This is a genomic window from Dyella sp. 01L423, assembly GCF_056399945.1.
Window position 1 is genome coordinate 1 of record NZ_JBFTSI010000002.1, and the last position, 21,857, is coordinate 21,857.

Genomic DNA, 21,857 nt, shown 5'->3' on the forward strand with positions numbered 1-21,857 from the left:
GATCCGCATCCTGCATCGATGCTGGCTGTCCCACACGCCCTACGATGAGTCGCGCTACCTTATGGCCTTGCAGCGCCGTGGCTCGCCCTTGCTTGCTGGTCTAGCTTCGTCGGATAGTTGACGGAACGGCTCAGGGCGTGAAGCGGACCCCACGCTACGGCCAAGATGGGTAAGCCCAGTGCTTGATTCGCTTGCCACGGGACTCTGCTTACCGATGCCGGACCGCGAACAACTTGTCGTATGGGCTATTCAGGCCTAGGTGGATCGACTGGCCGCTAGGCGGTCGGGTGAAACCGGAGAACGATCCCGGCGCTGCCGAAGGGGCGCGTACTGCGGGAGTTCTTGGGGGCGGGTGGTGCACGCTCGTCCGCAGGAAGCGCGAAGTAATCGGCAACCTGTTCATCAAAATACGCGATGCCGATTCGCCCCTTTCAAGCACTGTGATGAGCTTCTCGTTAAACGAATACTTCGTAGTACGAGAGTGTCGGGGATTGTTGGCGGGGTGGTTTTTTTGCGTGTCAGTCTCGCGAAAGGACTGCCTTGGCGCGAACGGATGGGCCGGGTTTGCGCAGGAGCAACCGATGGCTTGGTTACGATTGACTGGTTGAATTCACCCTTAGGCGCTCGATGGAAAACCGCAGCTACAGTTCATCGCCGGCCACCGGTAGGCGCTCATCGGGCCCGCAGGGGACACGGCTTTTTTCGGCTGACGAGCTGAGCCGGCTCGCGGGCGAGGCAGGTTTTGCTAGTGATGGCGGCGTCAGCGTCCACGAACCCGTGCTCGAAGGAACCAGCGCGGCGCTCAAGGGGCGCCGCTTTACGTTGCGTGCTGGTCGGCAAACCGTAGGGCGTGGCGGTGAGAACGACATCGTCATCTGCGACCCGAGCGTTTCTTCCACCCATGCGTGGGTCATGAACCAGCAAGGCCATTACGTGGTGATGAACACGCTCTCCACCAATGGCACGTTCGTCAACAACAAGCGGGTGCACGAAGCCACCATCCGGCATGGCGATCGCATTCGGTTTGGACAGTCGGAATTCGTGTTTCTTACGCGGGAGCCTGGCGCGTCCAGGCTTGGGCGTGCCGGATGGTTCGCACTGGCCTTGGTGCTGCTGATCGCGCTGGGCGGCGTGGCCTTGTGGTTGTTGCGCGCATGAGCACGGTCGAGCGCATGCGGCCGCGCACCATCGGGCGCTACCGGATTGACGGTGTGCTCGGTGAGGGCGCAATGGCGGTGGTGTATGCCGGGTTTGATCCCGGCATCGACCGGCCGGTGGCGATCAAATGCCTGCATCGCAATGTGGCGACCGACCCGAGATTGATGAGTCGGTTCCTGCTGGAGGCGCGCGCATCCGGCCATCTCGTGCACCCCAATATCGTTACGATCTTTGATACCGGCGCAACGGACGACGGCCGCAAGTACATCGCGATGGAAAGGCTTTCGGGCGCGACGCTGGCAAGCCGCGTCGCGCAAGAGGGATTGCCGCCTTTGGCCGTGATCATCGAGCTGGTGTCGCAAGTGGCATCGGCGCTCGACTATGCGCACGGGCAGGGCGTCATCCATCATGACGTCAAGCCCGAGAACATCATGCTCTCGGACAATTGGCATTGCGCCAAGCTCACTGATTTTGGCATCGCCGAGCGCAGGCCCGTCAACAGCATCAGGCAAAGCCAGGCCAGGCAGATCGGCGGCACGCCTGCCTATATGGCGCCGGAACGCTTGCGAGGCGAGCGTGCCGATGCGCGCAGCGATCTGTTTGCGCTGGGCGTGGTGCTCTACTGGCTGCTCACCGGCAACCTGCCATGGCCGGAAACCGACGACCTGAAGCAACTGATCAGGGATCGAAAACGCCATCCACAACCAGCGATGGTGCCAATCGATCCGGCCATACCGTCGATGATGGCGGGGATCGTGCGAACGCTGCTCGCACCGGCGCCAGAGGCCCGTTATCAGACCGGCGCCGAAGTCATCAACGATCTGCGGCTGGCGCGCCGGGAGTACGAGCGATCGCATGAGTCGCCGCTGGCCACGCGCATCATCTCGCTGCGCCTGCGCTGGATCGGCGCCCTGGGTGCCACGCTATGCCTGGTGCTGCTGCTGGGACTGGCGGTGATCTACGCCAAGCAGCACTCGGCGGTGACGGGGCTGGCCACCGACTTTGGCGGCTCATTGGGTCGCATGGTCGCCAGCGAGTCGGCTGAAAACCTGTTGCTGGGAGATGACCCCGCCACCCGAGCCCTGGTGCAGGACATCGCGCAGAACCAGCAGATTCAATACCTCGCCATCGCCAATCGAGAGGGCGCGGTGGTGGCGAGCACGCAAGCGGAAGACATGGGCAAGACGCTGCCCAAGCTCGATGCCGAAAAGCAGACCTTGGCCGACGGGGTGGAACGTTACGTTGGCCGCGTTGACGCGGACTCCCGCGGCGATGACCTGCTGTTGTTCGACGTACCCATTCGCTATCAGGCCAAGGACGTCGGCGAGTTGCGCCTGGGTGTCAGCAAGGCGCCCCTGCTCGTGGCAGAGCGCACGACCTTCTGGGTCATCGTATCGGTTCTCCTCATCACGCTGATGGCAGTGGTCGGCGCCGCGTATTGGTTGTTCCGGCAGCCGCTGGCCTTGCTCGGCATGCTGGGGGATTCCCTGGTGCAGGTTGGCCGCGGTGATTTCAGTCAGCGCATCCGTCTGGTTCGCCACGACGAACTGGGTCGCCTGTTCGTCGCCTTCAATCAGATGAGTAGTGCCCTGGAGGCGCGACAAGGCAGCCATGCGCCGCCGGCATCCTCGCCCGCGGCGTCGAATCCGGCGACACAACCAACCGTGGTCATGCCGCCCACGGCGGCCAAAGAGGAACGGTAAGCCCCGCTATCCACGGGGCAGGGCAGGGACGCGCGTTACAGCTGCTTGAGGCGATGCTGTAGTTCGACGGCTCTTGCCCGGTAGACCACGGCGCCCTCGTAGTTCGGGTCAATCGCGAGGACGCGGTCCCACAAGGCAATCGCCTGGTCGAGCTTCTGGCCGCGATACAGCACCACCGCGCGCTCGTGATAGGAGGCGAGCAATTGCTCCCTCAGCGCCTGATTTCCTGCGGGCTTCAAGTGCGGGTCGATGGTCAGCGCCTGGTCCAGTCGCGTCAATGCCTGGGCGTTCTTCCCCTGCTGCGACAAGGCGACGCTTTCCAGCTGCAGGCGCTGCGCCTTGGAGGCGGGCGACTCGCCTGCAGGTGCAGCCTCGGTGGTGGCGACCGCTGCGGTGGGGGCCGTGCTGCGAGTGGGCGCATTGGTTTTGGCCGGTGCCGTATCGGAAGACCACGAGGCCCGCAACGGCGATTGGGGCAGGCGGATGGTGTCACCCGCGTGCAACGACGCCGGATTGGTCGAGCCGTTATAGCGGGCCAGCAGCAGGAATAGATTGGAATCCCCCAGGCTGCGTGCGGCCAGGGTGCTGTAAGAGTCCCCGGCTTGCACGACATACGAACGCGACTGTTTACCCAGGGCAGTGTTTGGGTCGACGGTGAACTGTCGCAACAGGATTTGTGCCGCGCGGTCGGTCGGGTACTTCGCCAGATACTCCCGCAAACGCGGCTCGCCTTCGGCGTAGCGTCCGTGCAGAAAGTAGGTGTTGGCAATGGCATTCAACGGCAGCGCTTCGTTGTCGCCTGTTGTGGCATCTTGATTGTTCGCGGCGGGCGCGGTGCCGCTACTGGCGCTCGTGGGGCTGCTCGGCTTGGACTTGAGGTTGCTCATCGGGGCGCAACCGGTGATGGCAAGCAGGGCAATGCAAAGCGTTAGGCGCAGTGTACGTAAAAGCATCGGGTGCACAGTTCCAAATGATCGGGCCAAGGTCATGTCTCGCTATCCCTGATTGAAGTCTGCTCGGCGGCTCGCCGCCCAAAAACGACGGTGCGCTGCATGACAGACCAAAGTTTGTTCCGGTAACGTCGCAGCCAGCTTTCACCGCTTGCACGGGCGAAAATAAGGGCGACGTTGTCGCCATCCTTGCCGCCACGTTCAACGGCGATGGCCAGGGCTTCCTGCAGGGCCTCATGCTGATCACGCCGCTGCGACAGGTGCGCCAGTTCCTCTGTGGTGAGTTGCTCCCATGCGCCATCGCTGCAGAGCACCAAGGTTTGGTCGCCGTCCAGTTCAGTGAATCCATGTTCGACCACAGGGGCTTGCGGTCCTCCCAGGCCACGCAGCAGCTTGTGCTGGTCGGGATCGTTGGCAAGCTCGCTCTCGGTCAATTCGCCACGTTGCAGTTTCAGTTGCCCAAGGCTGTGGTCTTCGGTGCGTCCGATCAGGCGCGTGCCTTCAAAGCGGTAAAGACGGCTATCGCCAACATGTGCCCACGAGACCCGGCTGCCGCGAATGATCGCCGCCACGACGGTGGAATGCGGTTCCTCGCCGGCGAGATGCTCGCCGCGGTGCCGCAATTCGGCATGCGCTTCCTGGCAGAGCGCCTCGAGAAAGAGTGATCCTGGCAGGGAGCGCCAGGAACCTTGCTCCCAGGAGCGAAGGGCCGCCCGGATCACGCCATGGGAGGCCAGTTCGCCCGCGCCATCACCGCCCATGCCATCGGCCAGCACCAACAACCAGGTGGACGACGACGGATCGTGAAGGCAGACAAGGTCATCTTCCTGGTTGGCCCTTCCGCCTTGAGCGCGGCCACCCGCCGCCCGCGGAATCGCGTGAAAGTCGACCGTTTTGTCCATCCCCCCGACCCCTGAGCGCAGCCCTGCGAGCTGAAACCTTACGGGACTTTTGCCGCTGAAAATTTGCGTTTGGTCCCGTTGCCATAAGCCCGATCATGACCCTGGGTAAAGCTTGAGCCGCCTGGGGCTGCCTGGCCAATCGGACAGAGGGGGGGGCGGGGCAATACGGGGAGTTCTTCGGATCCTCTTGGACTTTGCGCGTGCCTACCCATCGAGCTTGATGGGAGTGGGCCCTGCGCGCACCCTTATAGGGGCCGCTTTCGACCAGATCCGGACAGTCGGCAACCGAAACGGCGATTCCCGCACCAACCAGCAGTTGGGTGACCTCATGACCAAGAGCAAAGACCGGCTGGCGCGCTTCTATGCGCTTTCCGACGGAATATTTGCCGTCATCATCACGGTGATGGTTCTGTCGTTCAAGGCGCCGGCCGGGCACGATTTGCCCGCGTTGATCAGCTTGTGGCCGGACCTGGTCAGTTACGCCGTGAGCTACGCATTCATCGCCGTCGTCTGGTTGAATCATCACGCGACGCTGCGATACGCGCAGTATCTGACTGGCACCCTGGCCCTGGCCAACTTCGCCAATCTGTTTGCGATCTCCTTTATTCCGTTTACCACCGCGTGGTTGGCCGAGAGCGACATGGCTAGCTTTCCGCTGACACTTTATGCCTTGGTCTTTTTTCTGGTGCAGGGCACTTATATGGTGTTGATGCGGGAAAGCTTTTCGCACCTGCCGGAAGGCATCGATCCGCGTTCCCGGCGATGGCAGTGGTATAGGGCATGGATCATGTTGGCGGTGTTCTTGATCGCCGCCTTGGTGACGGTCATTCCACCGTTATTGCGGCTCGGATTATTGGCTTCGTTTCTTATCCTGTATTGCCGCCGCGATGCCTTCCAGCGAGCCGACGACACCGCCGCCTGAGCCAATAGAACCCTCGCAGAGACGACAAAGGCCGCGCAAGCGGCCTTTGTTCGTTTCAGCGTAGCGCTCCGACGATCAGAAAGCGCTCGCCCCAGCCATGTCGGGAACGATGTCATCGCCGCACACATCGCGCCACAGGTGGTACATCGCTCCGAACATGACCGTAAACGCCAGCAGGATGACGGCGATATAAAGCGGAATGATCAGCACGAGCGCCAGCCATACGCCGACGAGCTTGCCGATCAGGCCAAGCACCACGACCACGATACCCAGGGCGATCGCCAGGACGATCCAGGCGAGGAACGCGCTCAATGCAAACACCAGGAGTGGTAGCGCGTTCTTCAGCGCACCGATCAAGCCGTCGCCGATGGCGCTGAATACAGGGCGGCCGCGCAAGGCGATCTGGCCCAGGCTGATGGAGTAGAAACCCATCATCAAGAGGCCAACAACCATGGACAGTGCGATGACGATCCCGAAGCCTTGGGGCACGCCGGGCGGCGGCACGTGGTTGGTTTGCGCAGCCAATGCCTGCATGTACCAGGCGAAGGCGCTGCCTCCCGTCGTCGCGATGATCAATCCAAAAAAGACGACATAGATCACCATCATCGCCAGTCCGTACCCGATCAGGCGCATGGCGTCGCCGTTGCGATAGGGCTTGAAGATATCGGTCGCGCGGGCGGGCAGGCCGCGCTCGGCTGCATCGACGAGTTGCAGGTAGCCCGCGTAGAGCGGTACGAGCACGAGACCAAACAGGACCGAAATCACCATGCCCCAGACAAAGCTTGTCATGCTTGGCGGCGTGCCACCGTACATGGCGCGATATTGCAGCGGCATCGTGATCAGCGACGGCAGCAGGCAGGCCACCACCAGCAGCGCCGCCCCACCGAGCAATGGCTTTGGATGGCGCCGTGCCACACTGATGCCGTTCTTCAGCCAGTCAAAGCCAGCCGCCGGACTCTTGGATCGTGTCGTCATGTGTTGTCCCCTGAGGTTGTGCTGCTCGATCGGATTTCATCCTAAGCTCGGATCGGTCACGCGTCGATCGGATTCGTCCTGGTGACGATCTCCTCGTCCGAAATGCACACGGCCCTTTCCTTGCGCCCCTGCCGCCCGGTTTGGGCTGGCCTCATGCAGATACGACGAAGGCCGCAGCAGCGGCCTTCGTTCCTTGCGACGATGACACACTCTTAGACGATGGTCACCTGGTTGACGTTGTTCTTGGGGTCCAGCCAGAACGCTTCATTGGCGAAGCGTCCGAACACTTCGCGCGGCAGAATGGGCTGGCGCTCGATCGCCTCCACCTTTGGCCGAACGGAATGCAGGCCCGGCATGCCGACGCGTGCGTCGAATTCGTCGGCGTTGTATTCGATGTGGTCGAAGTCGTGCTCGAACCAGGGCTCGCCGAGGAACTTGTAGACCGCGCGCGTGGCCGCCGCCGGATCGGCCACCAGGCTTTCGTAGGTCAGCATCAACAGGTGTTCTTGCGCGTCCTGGCCGTAGAACGCCTCCTTGGTGGCCTGGTAGGCGAAGCCCACCATGCCGCGCGGATCGGTCAAGGCCTCGGTGCGTGAGTACACCGTGGTGTTGGTGTCAAAGCGGAACACCTTGCTGACGCTGACCGGCTGCCGGCGCACCAGCCGCTCCATGCTGTCCAGCACCCAGGCCAGCTGGCGCACGCAGGCGATGACCTTCACCCCGGGGAACAGCACGTTGAGCAACTGCATGCGGCTGCACCACAGGCGGCTGGTGTCGAATATCACGCCCGCACTTGCGTCCACCGAATAGAAGTTCTCCACCAGCCCGCGCAACAGCGCGACGCGCTGCTCGTCGGAGACATCGAACGAGAAATCGTTCTTGCTGCTAGCTTCGGCGATCACCACGCCCATGATGTCGGCCAGCGGGCTGGTCATGCCGGCGCGAAAGCGCGGATTCTGATTGAGGATGGCGGCCAGCAGGGTGGTGCCGGCGCGCGGCAACCCGGAGATGAAGTGGAACTTCCGCGGCGGGTTGCTGGCGTCGGGCGTGGCTGGCATGCGGGTGCTCCTCTCGATCGATGGCTGGGTTCTGCTGATAGTGCCCGATTCAGGGCGCGCGCGCCGTCGATGCACGCATGCGCATCTCATAGCCGACTTCGACCATGCGGGCTTCTCCCTTGCCCAGCACGCGCTGCAGCAGTTCTTCCGTGGCGAGCTTGCCCATCTCGCGTACGGGCTGGTGGACCGTGGTCAGCAGCGGCCACACCTGCGTGGCGATGGTGGTGTCGTCGAAGCCGCAAATGGAGATGTCGCCGGGAACCGACACGCCGGCTTCCGCGGCGGCCCAGATCGCACCGACGGCCATGTCATCGTCGGCCGCGAAAATAGCGGTGGGCCGCTGCTTTAGCTTGAGCAGCCGGCGAGCCGCAGCGACACCGGACTCGAACGAAAACTGGCCTTGCACCATATAGGCCGGTTTTTCCTCCAGGCCCGCGCGCTTCATGCCATCACGGAAGCCGGCCAGGCGCCAGATGCCTGCGCCGTGCTTGGGATCGCCGATGATGTGCGCGATGCGACGATGGCCCAGCGCCACCAGGTGATCCACCATCGCCGCAGCCGCTTCACGCTCGCGCAGCATCACGCCGATACAGCCCTTGGGTTGGCGCGGGGCGATCGAGGCAAACGGAAGATCGTGCTTGCGCAGGTAATCGAGCAGTTTCGGATGGTCGGTGATGGGCGGGGTAAGAATCAGCCCGTCAGGCTGGTGCCGCGAGAGGATGCTTTCGACACGCTCGACGAAATCCGGCGCCGTCGACACCAGCGGCTGCACCATCATGCTGTACTGCCTGGCCTCGCACGCCTCCAGCACACCGGCCTGGATTTCCATGATGTAGCTCGGCGACAAGTTGTCGTAGAGCAGGCCGATCATGAAGGAGCGATTGGTCGCCAGGCTGCGCGCGGAGGTGAGCGGCCGGTAGTTGAGTTCCGCCACGGCTGCCAGAACGCGTTCGCGCACCGAGTCGCGGACATTCGGCTCGTTGTTCAGCACACGCGATACGGTCTTCTTCGACGTGTCCGAGGCACGGGCGACGTCGTTGATGGTCACACGCGACATGAAAGCCTTTGCGTCTTCAATGATCTGCTCACTGCGTGATCGCAGCCGGAACGTTTTGAGCGGGAACGTTCCATCCACTCACTTCGACCACCGGTACGGCAGTTTCCTGCGATGCGTAGCGCGCGGTCAGCACGATCGACTCACCGGGCCAGAGCGTGACGTCATTGTCATTCCAGCGTATCGGCAGCGCAAGTTCGCCATGCGCGCCACGCCGGATCGACACGTGCTGAAACAGGGCCACAGCCTTGGACGATGCAGGCACCGACAGCGTGACCGTGGTGACCTCGTCTTTGCCATCGCGCGTAGTGGTGGCGTGGACCTCGCTCGTTGCCGCCGGCAACGACTGCAACGCGGTCAGATCCGCATACTGGGTCAGTGGTGTGAGATACCAGTTCGACTTCGCCCAGTCGAGCACGTCCGCCCGGGTGGACAGCCAGTAGACGTTGCGGCTGACAGGCTTGCCGTCGGCAGCGGCGAGCTCGAGCTCGATGAAATAGGTGGGAGAGAGGTTGGCGATGGCCGGCAGCGTCGCCAGCTGGTGCGTGTGATTTCCCGCCAGATCGATGTTTTGCAGATGCTTCTCGAAACGCACGCTGCCATCAAGGTTGCGCACGCGGACGTTCGCCTGCAGTCCGTGGATATCGTCCAGCGTCTGGTTTACCAGCACGATGCCCTTGGAGTCGTACGAATACTGGATGTGCACCCGTTCGTTGGCTTTCTTGGCGCCGAAGTACGCGCCTGCGGGATTCATGTAGTAGTCGTACAGATGCCAGTGCAGGGAGGGCCACGCGTTGTTGAGCATCCAGTAGATGACGCCGGTCGACGGATTGGCGGCATCCATGTGCGCGTTGAACGCTTCGAACTGAGCGCGCACGTTGTCGTAGTTGTCGAGCTGGGCCTTGGCGACATAGTCGGCAAGACTCTTGGGCGCGCCGTAGCGCTTGGCCAGCGCGTTATCGAAGGGCGTCAGCACGGCGAACGTCGACCAGTCCGCGGAGGCGTGGTACTGCCTCTGCCCCGGGTATTTCCACAGCGCCTCCTGCTCCTGCGGCGAGAGCATGCGTTGCACGTCTTCCAGTCGCGGGATGTCGGCGCCTGCACTGACTTCCGAATCGAATCCGAATGCGCCGCCTAGCTTGTCGGCGTACCAATACGACGGCGGAATCCAGTCGTACGGCCCGGCCATTTTCAGACCAGAGGGGCCGGCATCGGCGGTGCCCTGAGGGACGGCCGCCGAGACGATGGGCAAGGACCAATCCGCTGCACGTAGCGTATCGAAATACATCTTGGCGATGGGCGGCGGCGGCGCGTTATCGCTGCCGATCAAAAAGCCGATCACCGAGGGATGATTGCGCAGCAGGCGTGCTTCGCTGGCCATGGACTCTTCCGCCACCTTCATGTCGGCCGCCGTCCAGGGCGAGCCGCCGGTCTTGGCGGCCGATTCCCATTTGTCGCAACACTCCCAGCCGGCGAGTATCAAGACGCCATATTGGTCAGCCAGATCGTAGAAACGCTGGTTCTCCAGCTTGCCCTCGCTGCGGATGGTATTGAGGCCGAGATTGAGCACATAGCCGAATTCGGCCTCCATTCGTGCGGGGTCGTCGCGCAGAAACATGTCCGGCGCCCAGCCGCCGCCGCGGATCAGCAGTGGCTTGCCGTTGATGAAGAACTGGCGATAGCCCTGCTTGGTCAGGTTGGAGCTGACGCTGCGTATGCCAAAGCTTGCCGAGGCCCGATCGGATGTAGCGCCATCGACGGCGGCGCTCATCTCCAACTGGTACAGCGGATGGTCGCCCATGCCGACGGGCCACCAGATTTTCGGATGATCCAGTGCGAGGCCCGCTGTGGTGCTGGACGAGAACGACACGTCCTGCGTTTGTCCCGGCGCGAGATGCACGGTCTGCTGGATGGGAACGCCGGCCACGGTGCCGGTGATCGTCGCGTCATGCGCCGCCGTGTCGAGATTCTTTGCGCTGACTTTCACGGCCAGCGTGGCGTGCGCGAGATCGGGCGAAAGCGTCGATTGCACGTGCGGAAAGCTCAACGCAACGGGCCCGGTCTGCGCGATATCCACGCCGCGCCAGGGCCCCATGTTGTTGTCCGGCGGGGTGGGGTTCCAATCCACCCAGCTGATCGACAGGCTCGTTCGTGGATCGGCCGGATGCACGCGCATGGCGAGCACATTGGCGCCGGCATGTACCCAGCGGGTCACGTCGAAGTCGTGCACGGGATAGGCACCTGCGAGCTCGGCGTGATCGGCGACCTGATGCCCATTCACCCACAGGTCGGCGCTCGCGATCAGGCCGTTGGTATGCAGCAGCGTGTGCTTCTGGCCCAGGTTCTTGGACAGCGTGAACTGGGCGCGATACCACCAAGGCGTCACGAACAGGTTGCCGCTGGAATCGGGCACCTGCACCGCGCGCAGGTTGTCGCTGTAGAACACGTCGTTCTTGAACGTTCCGTTTTCCAACAGTCCGGCCATGACGGTCGCCCGTCCGCTCACCGGATACCACTCTTTGGTGGAAAAGCCCGTGGTGGAAATCTCATCGCCCGCTTGCTGCGCGTTCGCGCTGTCCTGGATTTGCCAGCGAGCGATGGCGGTGACGGATCCCGCATCGGCGGCGACCGTGGTGGGGATGTAGGTCGTCTGGGCGTGCGCGGCCGATACGGCCGATGCCGCCATCGCGGCCATCGCGGCCATCATCCACAGCGTGTGCCTGGCTGGAGTTTGCATGGCGTCAGGGTTTCCCAAGATAGGTTTCGCGTATTTCCACCGGCGCGAATGGCCAGGATTGATTGAGCCGCGCCCAGATCGCAAACACGACCAGGCCGGCGACGATCCACACGCCGGAGAGGATCAGCGAAAGCGTGGAGGCGGACAGGTACACATAGATCCATCCGAGCAGCGCGATGATGCAGGGCACCGGATAGAGCCATTGCTTGTACGGACGCGCAAGATTCGGCTGGCGCTTGCGCAGCACGATCAACGCGGCGATCTGCGCGAAGGACTGCACGATGATGATGGCGGTCAGCAGCATGTTGATGACCTCGGTGAGGTCGAAGAACGTGCCGATGGCCGTGACCACGCCCATCGTCAGCAGTGCGACATGCGGGAAGCCGTGCTTGGCATGCAGCCGCGCGAATACCGACAGGAATACCTTGTCCCGCGCCGCCTCGAACGGCACGCGCGAACCGCCAAGCAGGCCGGTGAATACCGAGGCAAACGCGGTCACGATGATCAGCACCGTCATCACGGCTGCGGCCAGATGTCCCCAGCTGCGCTCCACCACCAGCGAGGCCACCGACTTGGACTGGGCGATCTCCTGCCAGGGCGCCACGCCGAGCACGCTGATGTTGAGCAGCAGGTAGACCACCATCATCGCGATCACCGAGATGATGATAGAGCGGGGCATCGTGCGGCCCGGATTGCGCAGCTCGTCGCCGATATAGGCCGTGGTGTTGTAACCCAGATAATCGTAGATGCCGATGATCAGTCCCGCGCCCAAGCCCACGAAGAAGTGGCCGCCAAACACGTCGGGAGGGAAGTCGAACGCGTAGCCCGCGTGGAAGTGCGAGAATCCCGCCGCCGTCACGCCGACCACCGAGACCAGCATGATCACCCACAACGCAATGGTGATCGCGCGTACCGATTCGATGCGGCGGTAGAGCATCCAGGTGACCAGGGCGGTGGCTGCCACACCGATGAGATGCACCGGCCACCAGCCCAGATTGGGAAAGAAGAAACCCAGATACTCCGCCATGCCGATGATGCCGGTGGACATCAGCAAGGGAATCGCCAGCAGCATGGTCCAGATAAACAGGAACGGCATCAGTTTGCCGGTGCGGTACTGGAATGCTTCCCGCAGGTAGACGTAGGTGCCCCCGGAGCCGGGCATGGCCGCGCCGAGTTCGGCCCACACCAGTCCATCCGCCATCGCCAGGATGGCGCCGACGATCCAGCCAATGATGGCCTGCGGGCCGCCCATGGTGGCGACCATGATGGGAATGGTGATGAATGGCCCGATGCCGCACATCTGGGTCATATTGATTGCCGTTCCCGAGAACACGCCGATGGAACGATGGAAGGCGTTGTCGCGAACGGGTTTGGGCGCGCTGGAGTCCTGCATGCTTGCCTTGTCGTGATGAGTGGCGAACGGGCTGGCGAAGATGCTGACCCCGAAGCGCAATGGTTTTCAGCTGGCCCGCCCCGGCGAACACGGAGCGGGCCAGTACGTCGTCAAACAGATGCCTGCATCACCACTGACCGCGTATGCCCAACATGAAGCTGCGTTCGGAGAACGTCGAGTGACCGGGCTGGTCGGGCCACACCAGGTAGTACTTTTGATACTCGTTGGTGAGGTTGGTGCCGTCCAGGAACACTTCGGCGTACTTGCTGAACTTGTACGAGATCGATGCATCCAGGTACTTCTGCGGCGCCTCGTACATTTCCAGGCCGGTGATGCCGCCCACGCTGTCCATCACCGCACGCCGCGAACGGTAGTTGTACGCGAGGCGCGCCTGGAAATGATCGTCCTGGTACCACAGGATGAAGTTGCCGGACTTGGTGGAGTTGTCCTGGAACGGGATCTTCTTGCCGGCCAGATCCGTTTCGCCCGAGTTGCTGGGCGCATACGTGGCGTTGATTTCCATACCCGTCTTCGACAGGAAGCTCGGCAGGAAAGTGAAGCCTTGACGGTAGTCGAACTCGGCGCCGTGGATGGAGTTGCCCGTACCCTGCACTGGCTGGGTGATCACGATGCAGTGATCGCGCACCACGCCGTCTTCGTCGGGCAGCGTACAGTTGGTCACGCTGCCGTTCTTGATGAAGCTGTCCACGTTGATACGGAACAGCGCCAGGCTGAGCATGCTGGTTTCGTTGATGTAGTACTCGGCCGAGGCACCAAAGTTGGTCGAACGCCATGGGTTGAGGTTTGGGTTGCCGGTGGACGTGCCGTTGGATACGCGGAAGATCGGCCCTTGAGGCGTCTCCGCCAGCGAGTAGTTGAGCTGAAGGCCACCGCCCCAGGTGCTCAGGTCCAGCGGCATCATGTTCTTCGAATACGCCAGTCGAACCTTGAAGCTGTCGGTGACGTCCAGCGCGAAGTTGGCCGAGGGCAGCACGTCCTGATAGCTGCGCTTGGTCGTCGCCGTGCCCACGTCTTCCGGTTCGTCGCCATAGGCACCCGGATCGCCGCTGAGGTGCTGGGTCACATCGAGGTTGGTGTGGATCAGGCGCACACCGATGTTGCCGCTGTATGGCATGTCCCAGATCGTGCCGTTGAAATCACCTTGCAGGTAGCCCGACAGCTCCTTCAGGCGCACGGCCCAGGTGGTGCCGGGCTCAGCCACCTGCTGGGTGCCCGGATAGAGCGAGTTCCAGTAAGCGATGGGGTTGACCATCGCATTGGGGTCGATCGCCCAGAAGTTGATGCCCGAGCCGAGCAGGTTGTTGTACTGCTTGAAGTTGTTGGCGAGCGGCGCGGCGGTGTTGGGCATCGAGATGGCCGACAGCGGCCCGGCGCGGAAATAGCCCTGGTCATTGCCGGCGGTACACGAGCCGCTGTTCAACACCACGTCGGCGCCGACGTAACGCACCAGGCATCCCGCGGGGTCGCTGGCGCCCATGCCTGCGTAGACCGGCGCCTCCAGCGTCCAGCCTTCGTTGTCGGCGCTGCGGATGCTGTTGCGCACGCCGAATTCCAGTTTGAAGCCGTCCTGGAAATCGTACTTGCCGTCGAAGCGCAAGGCGTTGAGCGCGACCTTTCGGTCGTAATCGCCCGACGATTCGAGCGTCTTCATGGTCCAGTCGGCAGGGTTGGCAAAGTTGCTAGCCAGAGACGGCGGCACATCGATCTTGATATAGCGGCCATTGAAGTTGGCGATGATCGGTATTGTGTTTTGCGGAATGCCGTTGGCATTGAACACGCGGTTGCCGCCCAGCTGCGCGGGATAGACCATCGTCCCCGGCGGCACGGAGTCGGGATCCACGCCGTCCATCAACACATTGGGCCAGAGCGCGCCGTCAGAGTCGGAAATGTTGACGTCCGATTCCTGGAACGATTGCGATGCCGTGTCGCGGATACCGCGCACGCTCGCCGTGAACGGGCCGCCGTTGTCGTAATCCAGCTGGAGGTTCAGGTTTCTTGCAACGGAACTCTTCTGGATGATCTGCGAATACGACTCCACGTCGCCGGGCCACTTTTCGTACTGCTGGGTCGTGTAGTACTGCGAACCTTCCCAGCCCGGTTCCGGCGTGCCGTACGAGCCCAGCGCGGGCGCGCCGGTATTGCGCGACTGCAGCGGAACGTACGTGGCGCCCTGCCAGTTGGTGGAGTTGAACTGGATGCCGACGTTGCGGTCGTACTCGCGTTGCGACGAATAGAAGTAGTCGGCGGTGCCGGTGAAGCCGCTGCCGAAGTCAAACTGGAACGATGCGTTGCCCGACTTGCGCTTGCGTTGGGTAATGATGTCGTTGAGGCCGATGTCCTGGCTGCCCATGAACACGCCGTTGGACTTCCCATCGCCGTTGACGTCCACGCTGCCGTCGGCGTTTTGCACGATCTTGGACGGAATCGGTGCGCCGTTCCACGGTGTCAGGAAGCCGTTGTAGCCGCCGGCACTGGCGGCGTTCTCGCCGTTGAGCACCACGCCGTACTGGTCCAGGCCTTCGGTCGCATTCATGCGGCGCGTGTTGGAGAAGTCGCCGGAGATCAGCAGGCCCCAGTGACCTGAGTCGTTGTACGAAATGAGGCCGTTCGCTTCAGGTCCCGTATGCTGGGTGGTACTGCCGCGCTCGCCATTGGCCGAATAGCTGTACGTAAAACCGCTGGGGAGATCCCACGGCCGGTACGTATGCAGATCGATGGCGCCGCTGATGCCGCCGTCGGTGGTGCTGGCCGTAGGGGACTTGATCACGTCCACGCCGTGGAACAGCGTCGAAGGCAGCATGGTGAAGTCCGGCTGCTGCGAGTCGATCTGGTCCGCCGTGATGAACACTTCGCCGTTCAACATGGTGCCGACCTGCGGCAGGCCGCGCACATCCACCGACGTACCCACGCCCGCATCGCGGTTGATCTGCACGCCGGTGACGCGCTGCAGCGAGTCGGTGATGGTGGTGTCGGGCAGGGCGCCGATGTTCTCCGCCGTGATGCTGTCCTGGATATTGGCAGCATCGCGTTTGAGATCGATGGCGCGCATCTGCGAGGCACGCACGCCCGACACATTGACAGCCGATAGATTGACCGCGTTCTTCTGCGCGTCAGTGCCGTCGGCTTTTTTGCCGTCGGTTTTCTTGGCGTCAGGCGACGGCGGCGCCGTCTGCGTGGTCGTGGTCTGCGCAGCCTGGCCGTCCTGCTGGATATCGGCAAAGGTCGACGCTGCAGCTGACGTCGACACGACGGCGAACAGCGACACGGTGATGGCAAATGACAGTGGATGTTTGCGAAGTACGGTGGACATGGGCTTTGACCTCGTTGGTGTTGCCTGTCGAACCTCGGTTGCTCCGTGGTATTTCAAAATGCGCGTAGCCCGGCGGTGCCTGCGGGTACGCACGCCGTCGTGATGCCATCTCTGGTTGTCCCCGACTTTGGCTCCCCAGCCAAAGCCAATGCTCAGTGCTACTGCACGGGGCGTCTGCCCCGCTTACTGCTCACTTCGAAAACGCGATTCGTGCCAGCGCCCACTGTCCATCGCGTGGATCGCCGGTGGCGAAAACGCACACATTGCGCACGCCGGCCCCCGCCGGCGTGGCAAGCTTTTCCTCAAGACGAACTTGCCCGGTTGCCTGCACCGCGCTCTGCAGCGGCAGGCGGGCCAGCAGCGGCCCCGTGCAGGTATCGGCATGGATCTCGACTTCACCGCCTGCGGTCGTCTTGTGGCGGATCACCGCGTCCTTGGCTTCGTCGCCGAAGCGCCAACTGATGCGTTCGATCGTGATCGTCACTTGCTTGGCGCCATCGAGCGGCGCCTGTGGCCACAGCCAGCATGCGTTGCCGATATCGACCGAGTAGACCGGCCGCGGGCCTTGCGCGGGCTTGCTGCCGTCGAGGCGCGAGGCAGGCTGCTTGGAACAGGTCGCAAGCGCGTTGCCGTCGCGGCTCAGCAAGGTGGATGCGTCCAGCGCCTGCGTGCGCGGCGCGGCAAGTACGAATCCGTCCGCTGCAAAGGTTGCAGCTCGCAGGTTTGTGTTGACCGGCAGCGTAAGCGGCTTTGCATAGGCTGACGATTGTGCGGTCGGGTCGGAGCCGTCCGTCGTGTAACGGATCGTGCCGGATTGCACCTGATTGGACAGCGTGACGCGGAACGCGCCGTTGGCCGCGGCGGTCACCTGGAAGACGGGTGCAAACGCGCTGTCGGCATAAGCGATGCCGAGCGCGCGGTAACGCGCCAGTTCCGCCGGCAGGCGTTGCAGAAAACTGTTCCAGTCATGCGCGTTCGCGGGCGACCAGCCCAGTTCCGCCAGCGCGGCGATGCGCGGGAAGATGGCGTGTTGGTCGTGGGCGAAGGTGGGCATCTGCTCAGCCCAGAGGCTCACCTGCACACCGATGATGCGCTTCGCTTCCGTCGCGCTCGCGCCCTTCGGTATCACGATCGTGTCGTACGCCTGCCGCAACGTCGCCGAGGGAGGCGGGCCCGGCCATTCATCGGGCAGGTCCGATTGCGTGTGGTCGAGGTACAGCGATTCCTGCGGTGTCATGATCACGTCGTGACCTTGCCGGACAGCCGTGAGCGCCACGCGCTCGTTGTGGTCGCCATGCCATGACATCACCACTTCGGAGGCAGGCAGCTTCTCGCCGGTGGCCAGCTGGTCATCCCAGCCCACCGGTGTACGCCCATGTTCGACTAGATGCGCGGCGACCTGCTGGATAAACCAGCCCTGCAGCTGGTCCATGTTGGCCAGGCCGAGCTTGTGCATCTGTGCGCGCACCTCAGGCGATGCATTCCACTGCTGCTTGTCGGCTTCGTCGCCGCCGATGGAGATGTAGCGCGAAGGAAACAGCTGCATCACCTCGTCGAGCACGTCGTCGACGAACTGCAAAGTCTTTGCGTCCGGCTTGAGCAGCCATGGGCTGACGCCCCAGTCGGTCCACACTTCGGGCCGCTTGCCGGTGACGCCCAGCCACGGGTAGGTCGCGACGGCGGCCTGCGAATGGCCGGGCAGGTCGATTTCAGGCACGACATCGACAAAGCGTTCGGCGGCGTAGCGCACGATCTCGCGCGCCTGCTCCTGCGTGTAGTAGCCGCAATAGGGTTGGTCGTGGGAGCCGGTCAGCTCGCTGTCCAGGCCCACCGCCTTGCGGCAGGCGCCGATTTTGGTGAGCTCGGGATACTTGGCGATTTCCAGGCGCCAGCCCTGGTCCTCGGTGAGATGCCACACCAACACGTTCAACTTGTGCAGCGACATCCAGTCGATCAGCTGCTTGATCTCGGCCACGCTCTGGTAGTGCCGTCCGGAGTCGAGCAGGAGTGCGCGCCAGGCGAAGCGGGGGTGATCGTCGATGACGCCGTTGGCCACTTTGACCGGCGCGCCGCGCGTCCATCCGGCGGGCGTCAGCAATTGTTCCAGGGTGATGCTGCCGTAGAACGCGCCGCGCGGCGTGCGTGCCGTGACCAGGATGCCGCCGTTGTCCACGGTGATGCGGTAGCCGGCATCGCCGGTGACATCGGCGTGCGGATTCACTTCGAACGTGATGGCGGGATGCGTTGCGTCCGACGTCGCCATGCGCAGATGCAAACCGTTGCTGTCGGCCACACGCTGCACGAAGCGATCTGCGATGGACTGAACCGGTTGCTTTTCTCCACCGCGCAGCTGGACCGCGGCACCATCGGCGACGTCCACTGCACCGGAGCCGGCAGGGCTGGCCTTTGCCGGCTGCGGCAACAACGACCAGGCGGGAATGTCTGGCGCGGCGGCAGCGATTCCCGTCGTCGCCAGCCATACGATGGCCAGGCGACGGAGGAAGCTCGCTGTCGCGATGCGGCTCATGCGCCACCACCCGCCGCAGCCTGGGGCAGCGCTGCCGCGCCCGACATGCCGCGCCTGAGATACCACTGGGCCGCGCCATGCACGCCGTGGTGACCGTGCTCGGTGACCCACACCGGCACTTGCGACAGCAGCGCGCGCGCGCTGCGGCCGTGCAGGAATCGTTCCTCGAACGCGCTGCGCTTGAGCAGCTCGAAGGTCGACGACAGGAAACCGCCGGCCAGATACACGCCGCCGCTGGCCATGAAGGCCATGGCGAGATTGCCGGCAAAACTGCCCAGCGAGGCGCAGAAAATTTCCACCGCCTCCACCGCTTGTGGATTTCCGTGTGCAAGCGCTGCCGTGGTGATGGCTTCCGGCGCGGCGAGCGTCGGCGCTACGCCGTCCAGCGTGCACAAGGCGACGTAGAGCGACAGCAGGCCCGGGCCCGACACGATGTGTTCGAACGGCACATAGCCGCCTTCCGGCGCCAGCGTCGCGAGCACCTCGCGCTCGCGCACCGAATTGGGTGCGAAATCCATCTGGCCGGCTTCCGTCGCCAGCACGAAGCCGCCGGCCGCGTCGGGCACATGTGCTGCCGCGCCAAGACCGGTGCCCGGCCCGATCACCAGGGTCGGTCCGCTGGCGTGCGCGTTGGGCCCGCACAGATGGCGGCCGCCGTCGACGAGCGAGCCATCGAGTGCATAGGCCAGCGCTTCGAAGTCGTTGAGTACGGCCACCTCATCCAGTCCCAGCGCGTGATGCAGCTGGGTCAGGTGGATGGGCCAGGGCAGGTTGTCGTTGACCACCTCGTTGCCCATGATCTGGCCCGCGCAAGCAAGCACGCAGTGCTTGACCGGGACCTTCACCTCGGCGTCGACAAACGTTTGCAGCAGATCCGAGAGCTGCGGAAAGTCCGCGCAGGCGTAGACGCGATAGGCGAGTGTCTCCACCCCGCGAATGCCATCCTGCCCGGCACGCATCAGCGCAACACGCGCATGCGTGCCGCCGATATCGGCCGCCAGAAACGGCACCGCCGGTTTCCCCGCCAGTCGATCCGTATGCTCGTTTGCCACGTCCAGCCGCCCCTCGCAGTGGAACTGTTATCAGCCTGTAACGTAATTGACACCGGTGTCAAGCGGTGGCGCAGCATGCTGGGAAAAATGCCTAGAGACCGGCTGCCGGGTGTGGGGAAGGGTGCTGCTGACGGTGCACACGAGCGATTGGCGGGACGCGCCGGAGGGCGAATCCAATCACCCGGCCTCGCTTGGGACGCTAGCTTTCGCTGCGATTTAGCCGTTCCAGAATGCGCCGCAAATGAGCCAGGTCAGTCTTTGAAAGTTGCTGGAATGCCGCCGGTGCGTCGTCCTGCACGGTGCGGTTGACCAGCTCGACCATCTGCTTGCCGGCGCGCGTGATCGACACCAGTTTTGCCCGACGATTCTCGGGGTGAGGGTGGCGTTCGACGAGCCCGCGATCTTCAAGATCGTTCACCGCCACGGTGGCGGCGGGCGCATCCATGCCGGTGTCATCGGCGATCTGCTTCAAGGTCATCGGAGCATCCACCAGCCGCCACAGGATGCGGATACGGCTGAAAGAAAGCCCGCTGGCCTCACTCACCTTGCGGCGCCACTCGCCACGCACGCCGCGCGTTTCCCACACCATGCCAACCATCAGCTGCCAGACGGCATCGGCTTCGGTAGGGCTGTTGGTGGGTCGGATCATGCAGCAGCTCCGGCAGGGGCTTCTTCCAGCAAGTGGGCCGCGTGGCGTGTGGTGTCATGCGCCCAGCGCGTGTTGGACAACCATGCCAGCAACAACACGGTGACGCCTGCACCTGTGATCAGCCACCAGAAGGGATGCGTGGCTTCGGCGAAACCCTGGTGCACATGCATCCCCAGGATCGTACCCGCGAGTGCCACGCCCAGCGATGCACCCACCTGTCTGCTGGTGGAGGCCACGGCCGCCGCGAGACCGGACTGCGCCTTGGGCATGCCGGACACAGCCGTGTTCGTGATCGGCGCGTTGACCATGCCGAAACCGACACCAAAGATCACATAGGTCAACAACAACAGCGGCATCGGCGTCGTAGCAGTGAGCTGCGTCATCATCAGCGCACTGATCACGGTGGCCGCGCCGGAAGCGAGCAGCGAAGGGCGTGTGCCATACGTTCCCACCAACCGTCCGGACAGCGGCGAGCACAGTACTGTCGCCAGCGCGAGCGGCAAGGTGCACAAGCCGGTATGGAAGGCCGACAGTCCGCGCACTTCCTGCAGGTACAGCGCATTGAGAAACAGGAAACCGGAGAACGCAGAGAAACTGCACACAGCGATCAAGGTGGCGCTGCTGAAGGGCGCGCTGCGAAAGAAGCGCACATCGATCAGCGGTTCGTGGCGTCGCGGTTCGTAGACCAGCAAGGCGATCAGCGACAACACGGCCGCGGCAAACAGGCCAACGATGGTGGTTGAGCCCCAACCCTCATGCGGGCCTTCGATCACGGCATAAGTCACCGTGGCCAGGATGGTGAACACCAGCAGCTGTCCAACCGGATCGACGCGACGCGGACGAGGCGCCTTGGATTCCGGGATATAGCGCGCCGCCAGCAGCATCGCCGCAGCGCCCACTGGCAGGTTCACCCAGAAGATCGAGCGCCAGCCGATGGTTTCTGTCAGCGCGCCGCCGATCACCGGACCCAGGGCCATCGAGATGCCTGCAACCGCACCCCAGATGCCGATGGCGCGTGCGCGTGCCTTGGGTTCGTGGAAGGTGTTGGCGATGATCGACATGGCGACCGGGTTGAGCATGGTCGCACCCAAGGCCTGGACGATGCGAAATGCGACCAGACCATGGATATCCGGCGCAACACTGCACAGCAGCGATCCCAGCACGAACAGCGCCATGCCCGACTGAAACACGCGACGACGTCCGAAGCGGTCGGCCATTGAGCCGGCCAACATGAGCAGACTGGCCACCACCATGGTGTAGGCATCGATCACCCACTGCAGGCCCGAGACCGATGCGCCCAGGTCGCGCCGGATCGCGGGCAGGGCAACGTTCACGATGGTGGCATCCATCGCCACCATCAGCAGGCTCAGGCAGCAGATGGCGAGGATCAGGTTGGGATGGGTCTGCGCACGCCGTGCGTCGTTGATAGTTGTATTCATGCAACTA

At 63.3% G+C, this 21,857-nt stretch carries 15 protein-coding genes; 3 read left to right on the forward strand and 12 right to left on the reverse strand.

Translation table 11 applies throughout. The features are described 5' to 3' along the window. Positions 1 to 627 precede the first annotated feature (627 nt). Both AC1DMY_RS06635 and AC1DMY_RS06640 read left to right on the forward strand, forming a co-directional pair. Positions 628 to 1,158, forward strand: a complete 531-nt coding sequence (locus AC1DMY_RS06635) for an FHA domain-containing protein (RefSeq protein WP_477164204.1) — start codon at positions 628 to 630, stop codon at positions 1,156 to 1,158. Continuing rightward, positions 1,155 to 2,861 (forward strand): protein kinase domain-containing protein, encoded by a 1,707-nt coding sequence (locus AC1DMY_RS06640; RefSeq protein WP_477164205.1) that lies wholly within the window; start codon positions 1,155 to 1,157, stop codon positions 2,859 to 2,861. The genes AC1DMY_RS06635 and AC1DMY_RS06640 overlap by 4 nt, the downstream gene beginning before the upstream one ends. A gap of 35 nt (positions 2,862 to 2,896) precedes the next feature. Here AC1DMY_RS06640 and AC1DMY_RS06645 read toward each other — a convergent pair whose 3' ends face one another. Beyond that, positions 2,897 to 3,814, reverse strand: a complete 918-nt coding sequence (locus tag AC1DMY_RS06645; RefSeq protein ID WP_477164206.1) for a LysM peptidoglycan-binding domain-containing protein — start codon at positions 3,812 to 3,814, stop codon at positions 2,897 to 2,899. A 32-nt stretch (positions 3,815 to 3,846) separates the two neighbouring features. After that, entirely contained in the window at positions 3,847 to 4,713 is an 867-nt protein-coding gene (locus AC1DMY_RS06650; RefSeq protein WP_477164207.1) for a PP2C family protein-serine/threonine phosphatase, read from the reverse strand. 328 nt (positions 4,714 to 5,041) lie between these two features. Here AC1DMY_RS06650 and AC1DMY_RS06655 point away from each other — a divergent pair, with 328 nt between their 5' ends. After that, positions 5,042 to 5,635 (forward strand): TMEM175 family protein, encoded by a 594-nt coding sequence (locus AC1DMY_RS06655; protein WP_477164208.1) that lies wholly within the window; start codon positions 5,042 to 5,044, stop codon positions 5,633 to 5,635. Between the two features lie 75 nt (positions 5,636 to 5,710). On the opposite strand, the gene AC1DMY_RS06660 is transcribed toward AC1DMY_RS06655, so the two are convergent. The 10 genes from AC1DMY_RS06660 to AC1DMY_RS06705 form a co-directional block, all read right to left on the reverse strand. Beyond that, complete coding sequence (locus AC1DMY_RS06660; protein WP_477164209.1) at positions 5,711 to 6,550, reverse strand: hypothetical protein; 840 nt, start codon at positions 6,548 to 6,550, stop codon at positions 5,711 to 5,713. Between the two features lie 272 nt (positions 6,551 to 6,822). Continuing rightward, positions 6,823 to 7,668 carry a sulfotransferase family protein gene (locus AC1DMY_RS06665; RefSeq protein WP_477164210.1) on the reverse strand — a complete coding sequence of 282 codons (846 nt, stop codon included), beginning with the start codon at positions 7,666 to 7,668 and terminating at the stop codon, positions 6,823 to 6,825. Positions 7,669 to 7,717: 49 nt separating this feature from the next. Further along, positions 7,718 to 8,725 carry a LacI family DNA-binding transcriptional regulator gene (locus AC1DMY_RS06670; protein WP_477164211.1) on the reverse strand — a complete coding sequence of 336 codons (1,008 nt, stop codon included), beginning with the start codon at positions 8,723 to 8,725 and terminating at the stop codon, positions 7,718 to 7,720. 28 nt (positions 8,726 to 8,753) lie between these two features. Beyond that, positions 8,754 to 11,459, reverse strand: a complete 2,706-nt coding sequence (locus tag AC1DMY_RS06675) for a glycoside hydrolase family 2 protein (protein WP_477164212.1) — start codon at positions 11,457 to 11,459, stop codon at positions 8,754 to 8,756. A 4-nt stretch (positions 11,460 to 11,463) separates the two neighbouring features. Further along, positions 11,464 to 12,852, reverse strand: a complete 1,389-nt coding sequence (locus AC1DMY_RS06680) for an APC family permease (protein ID WP_477164213.1) — start codon at positions 12,850 to 12,852, stop codon at positions 11,464 to 11,466. Positions 12,853 to 12,979: 127 nt separating this feature from the next. Further along, on the reverse strand, positions 12,980 to 16,183 hold the full coding sequence (locus AC1DMY_RS06685) for a TonB-dependent receptor (protein ID WP_477164214.1): 3,204 nt from the start codon (positions 16,181 to 16,183) through the stop codon (positions 12,980 to 12,982). A gap of 190 nt (positions 16,184 to 16,373) precedes the next feature. Continuing rightward, entirely contained in the window at positions 16,374 to 18,710 is a 2,337-nt protein-coding gene (locus tag AC1DMY_RS06690) for a beta-N-acetylhexosaminidase (protein ID WP_477164215.1), read from the reverse strand. Continuing rightward, on the reverse strand, positions 18,707 to 19,762 hold the full coding sequence (locus tag AC1DMY_RS06695; RefSeq protein ID WP_477164216.1) for a glucokinase: 1,056 nt from the start codon (positions 19,760 to 19,762) through the stop codon (positions 18,707 to 18,709). The genes AC1DMY_RS06690 and AC1DMY_RS06695 overlap by 4 nt, the downstream gene beginning before the upstream one ends. A 199-nt stretch (positions 19,763 to 19,961) precedes the next feature. After that, positions 19,962 to 20,411: a MarR family winged helix-turn-helix transcriptional regulator gene (locus AC1DMY_RS06700; RefSeq protein ID WP_477164217.1), complete on the reverse strand. Its 450-nt coding sequence runs from the start codon at positions 20,409 to 20,411 to the stop codon at positions 19,962 to 19,964. Continuing rightward, a complete protein-coding gene (locus AC1DMY_RS06705) occupies positions 20,408 to 21,850 on the reverse strand; it encodes an MFS transporter (protein ID WP_477164218.1) in 1,443 nt (480 codons plus the stop codon). Before AC1DMY_RS06705 ends, AC1DMY_RS06700 begins: the two co-directional genes overlap by 4 nt. Positions 21,851 to 21,857 lie beyond the last annotated feature (7 nt).

Coding starts and splice junctions, on each gene's coding strand:
- AC1DMY_RS06700 (WP_477164217.1), bottom strand. CDS start 20,411: ATGATCCGACCCACCAACAGCCCTACCGAAGCCGATGCCGTCTGGCAG.
- AC1DMY_RS06665 (WP_477164210.1), bottom strand. CDS start 7,668: ATGCCAGCCACGCCCGACGCCAGCAACCCGCCGCGGAAGTTCCACTTC.
- AC1DMY_RS06635 (WP_477164204.1), top strand. CDS start 628: ATGGAAAACCGCAGCTACAGTTCATCGCCGGCCACCGGTAGGCGCTCA.
- AC1DMY_RS06675 (WP_477164212.1), bottom strand. CDS start 11,459: ATGCAAACTCCAGCCAGGCACACGCTGTGGATGATGGCCGCGATGGCC.
- AC1DMY_RS06690 (WP_477164215.1), bottom strand. CDS start 18,710: ATGAGCCGCATCGCGACAGCGAGCTTCCTCCGTCGCCTGGCCATCGTA.
- AC1DMY_RS06680 (WP_477164213.1), bottom strand. CDS start 12,852: ATGCAGGACTCCAGCGCGCCCAAACCCGTTCGCGACAACGCCTTCCAT.
- AC1DMY_RS06705 (WP_477164218.1), bottom strand. CDS start 21,850: ATGAATACAACTATCAACGACGCACGGCGTGCGCAGACCCATCCCAAC.
- AC1DMY_RS06645 (WP_477164206.1), bottom strand. CDS start 3,814: ATGCTTTTACGTACACTGCGCCTAACGCTTTGCATTGCCCTGCTTGCC.
- AC1DMY_RS06650 (WP_477164207.1), bottom strand. CDS start 4,713: ATGGACAAAACGGTCGACTTTCACGCGATTCCGCGGGCGGCGGGTGGC.
- AC1DMY_RS06670 (WP_477164211.1), bottom strand. CDS start 8,725: ATGTCGCGTGTGACCATCAACGACGTCGCCCGTGCCTCGGACACGTCG.
- AC1DMY_RS06685 (WP_477164214.1), bottom strand. CDS start 16,183: ATGTCCACCGTACTTCGCAAACATCCACTGTCATTTGCCATCACCGTG.
- AC1DMY_RS06640 (WP_477164205.1), top strand. CDS start 1,155: ATGAGCACGGTCGAGCGCATGCGGCCGCGCACCATCGGGCGCTACCGG.
- AC1DMY_RS06655 (WP_477164208.1), top strand. CDS start 5,042: ATGACCAAGAGCAAAGACCGGCTGGCGCGCTTCTATGCGCTTTCCGAC.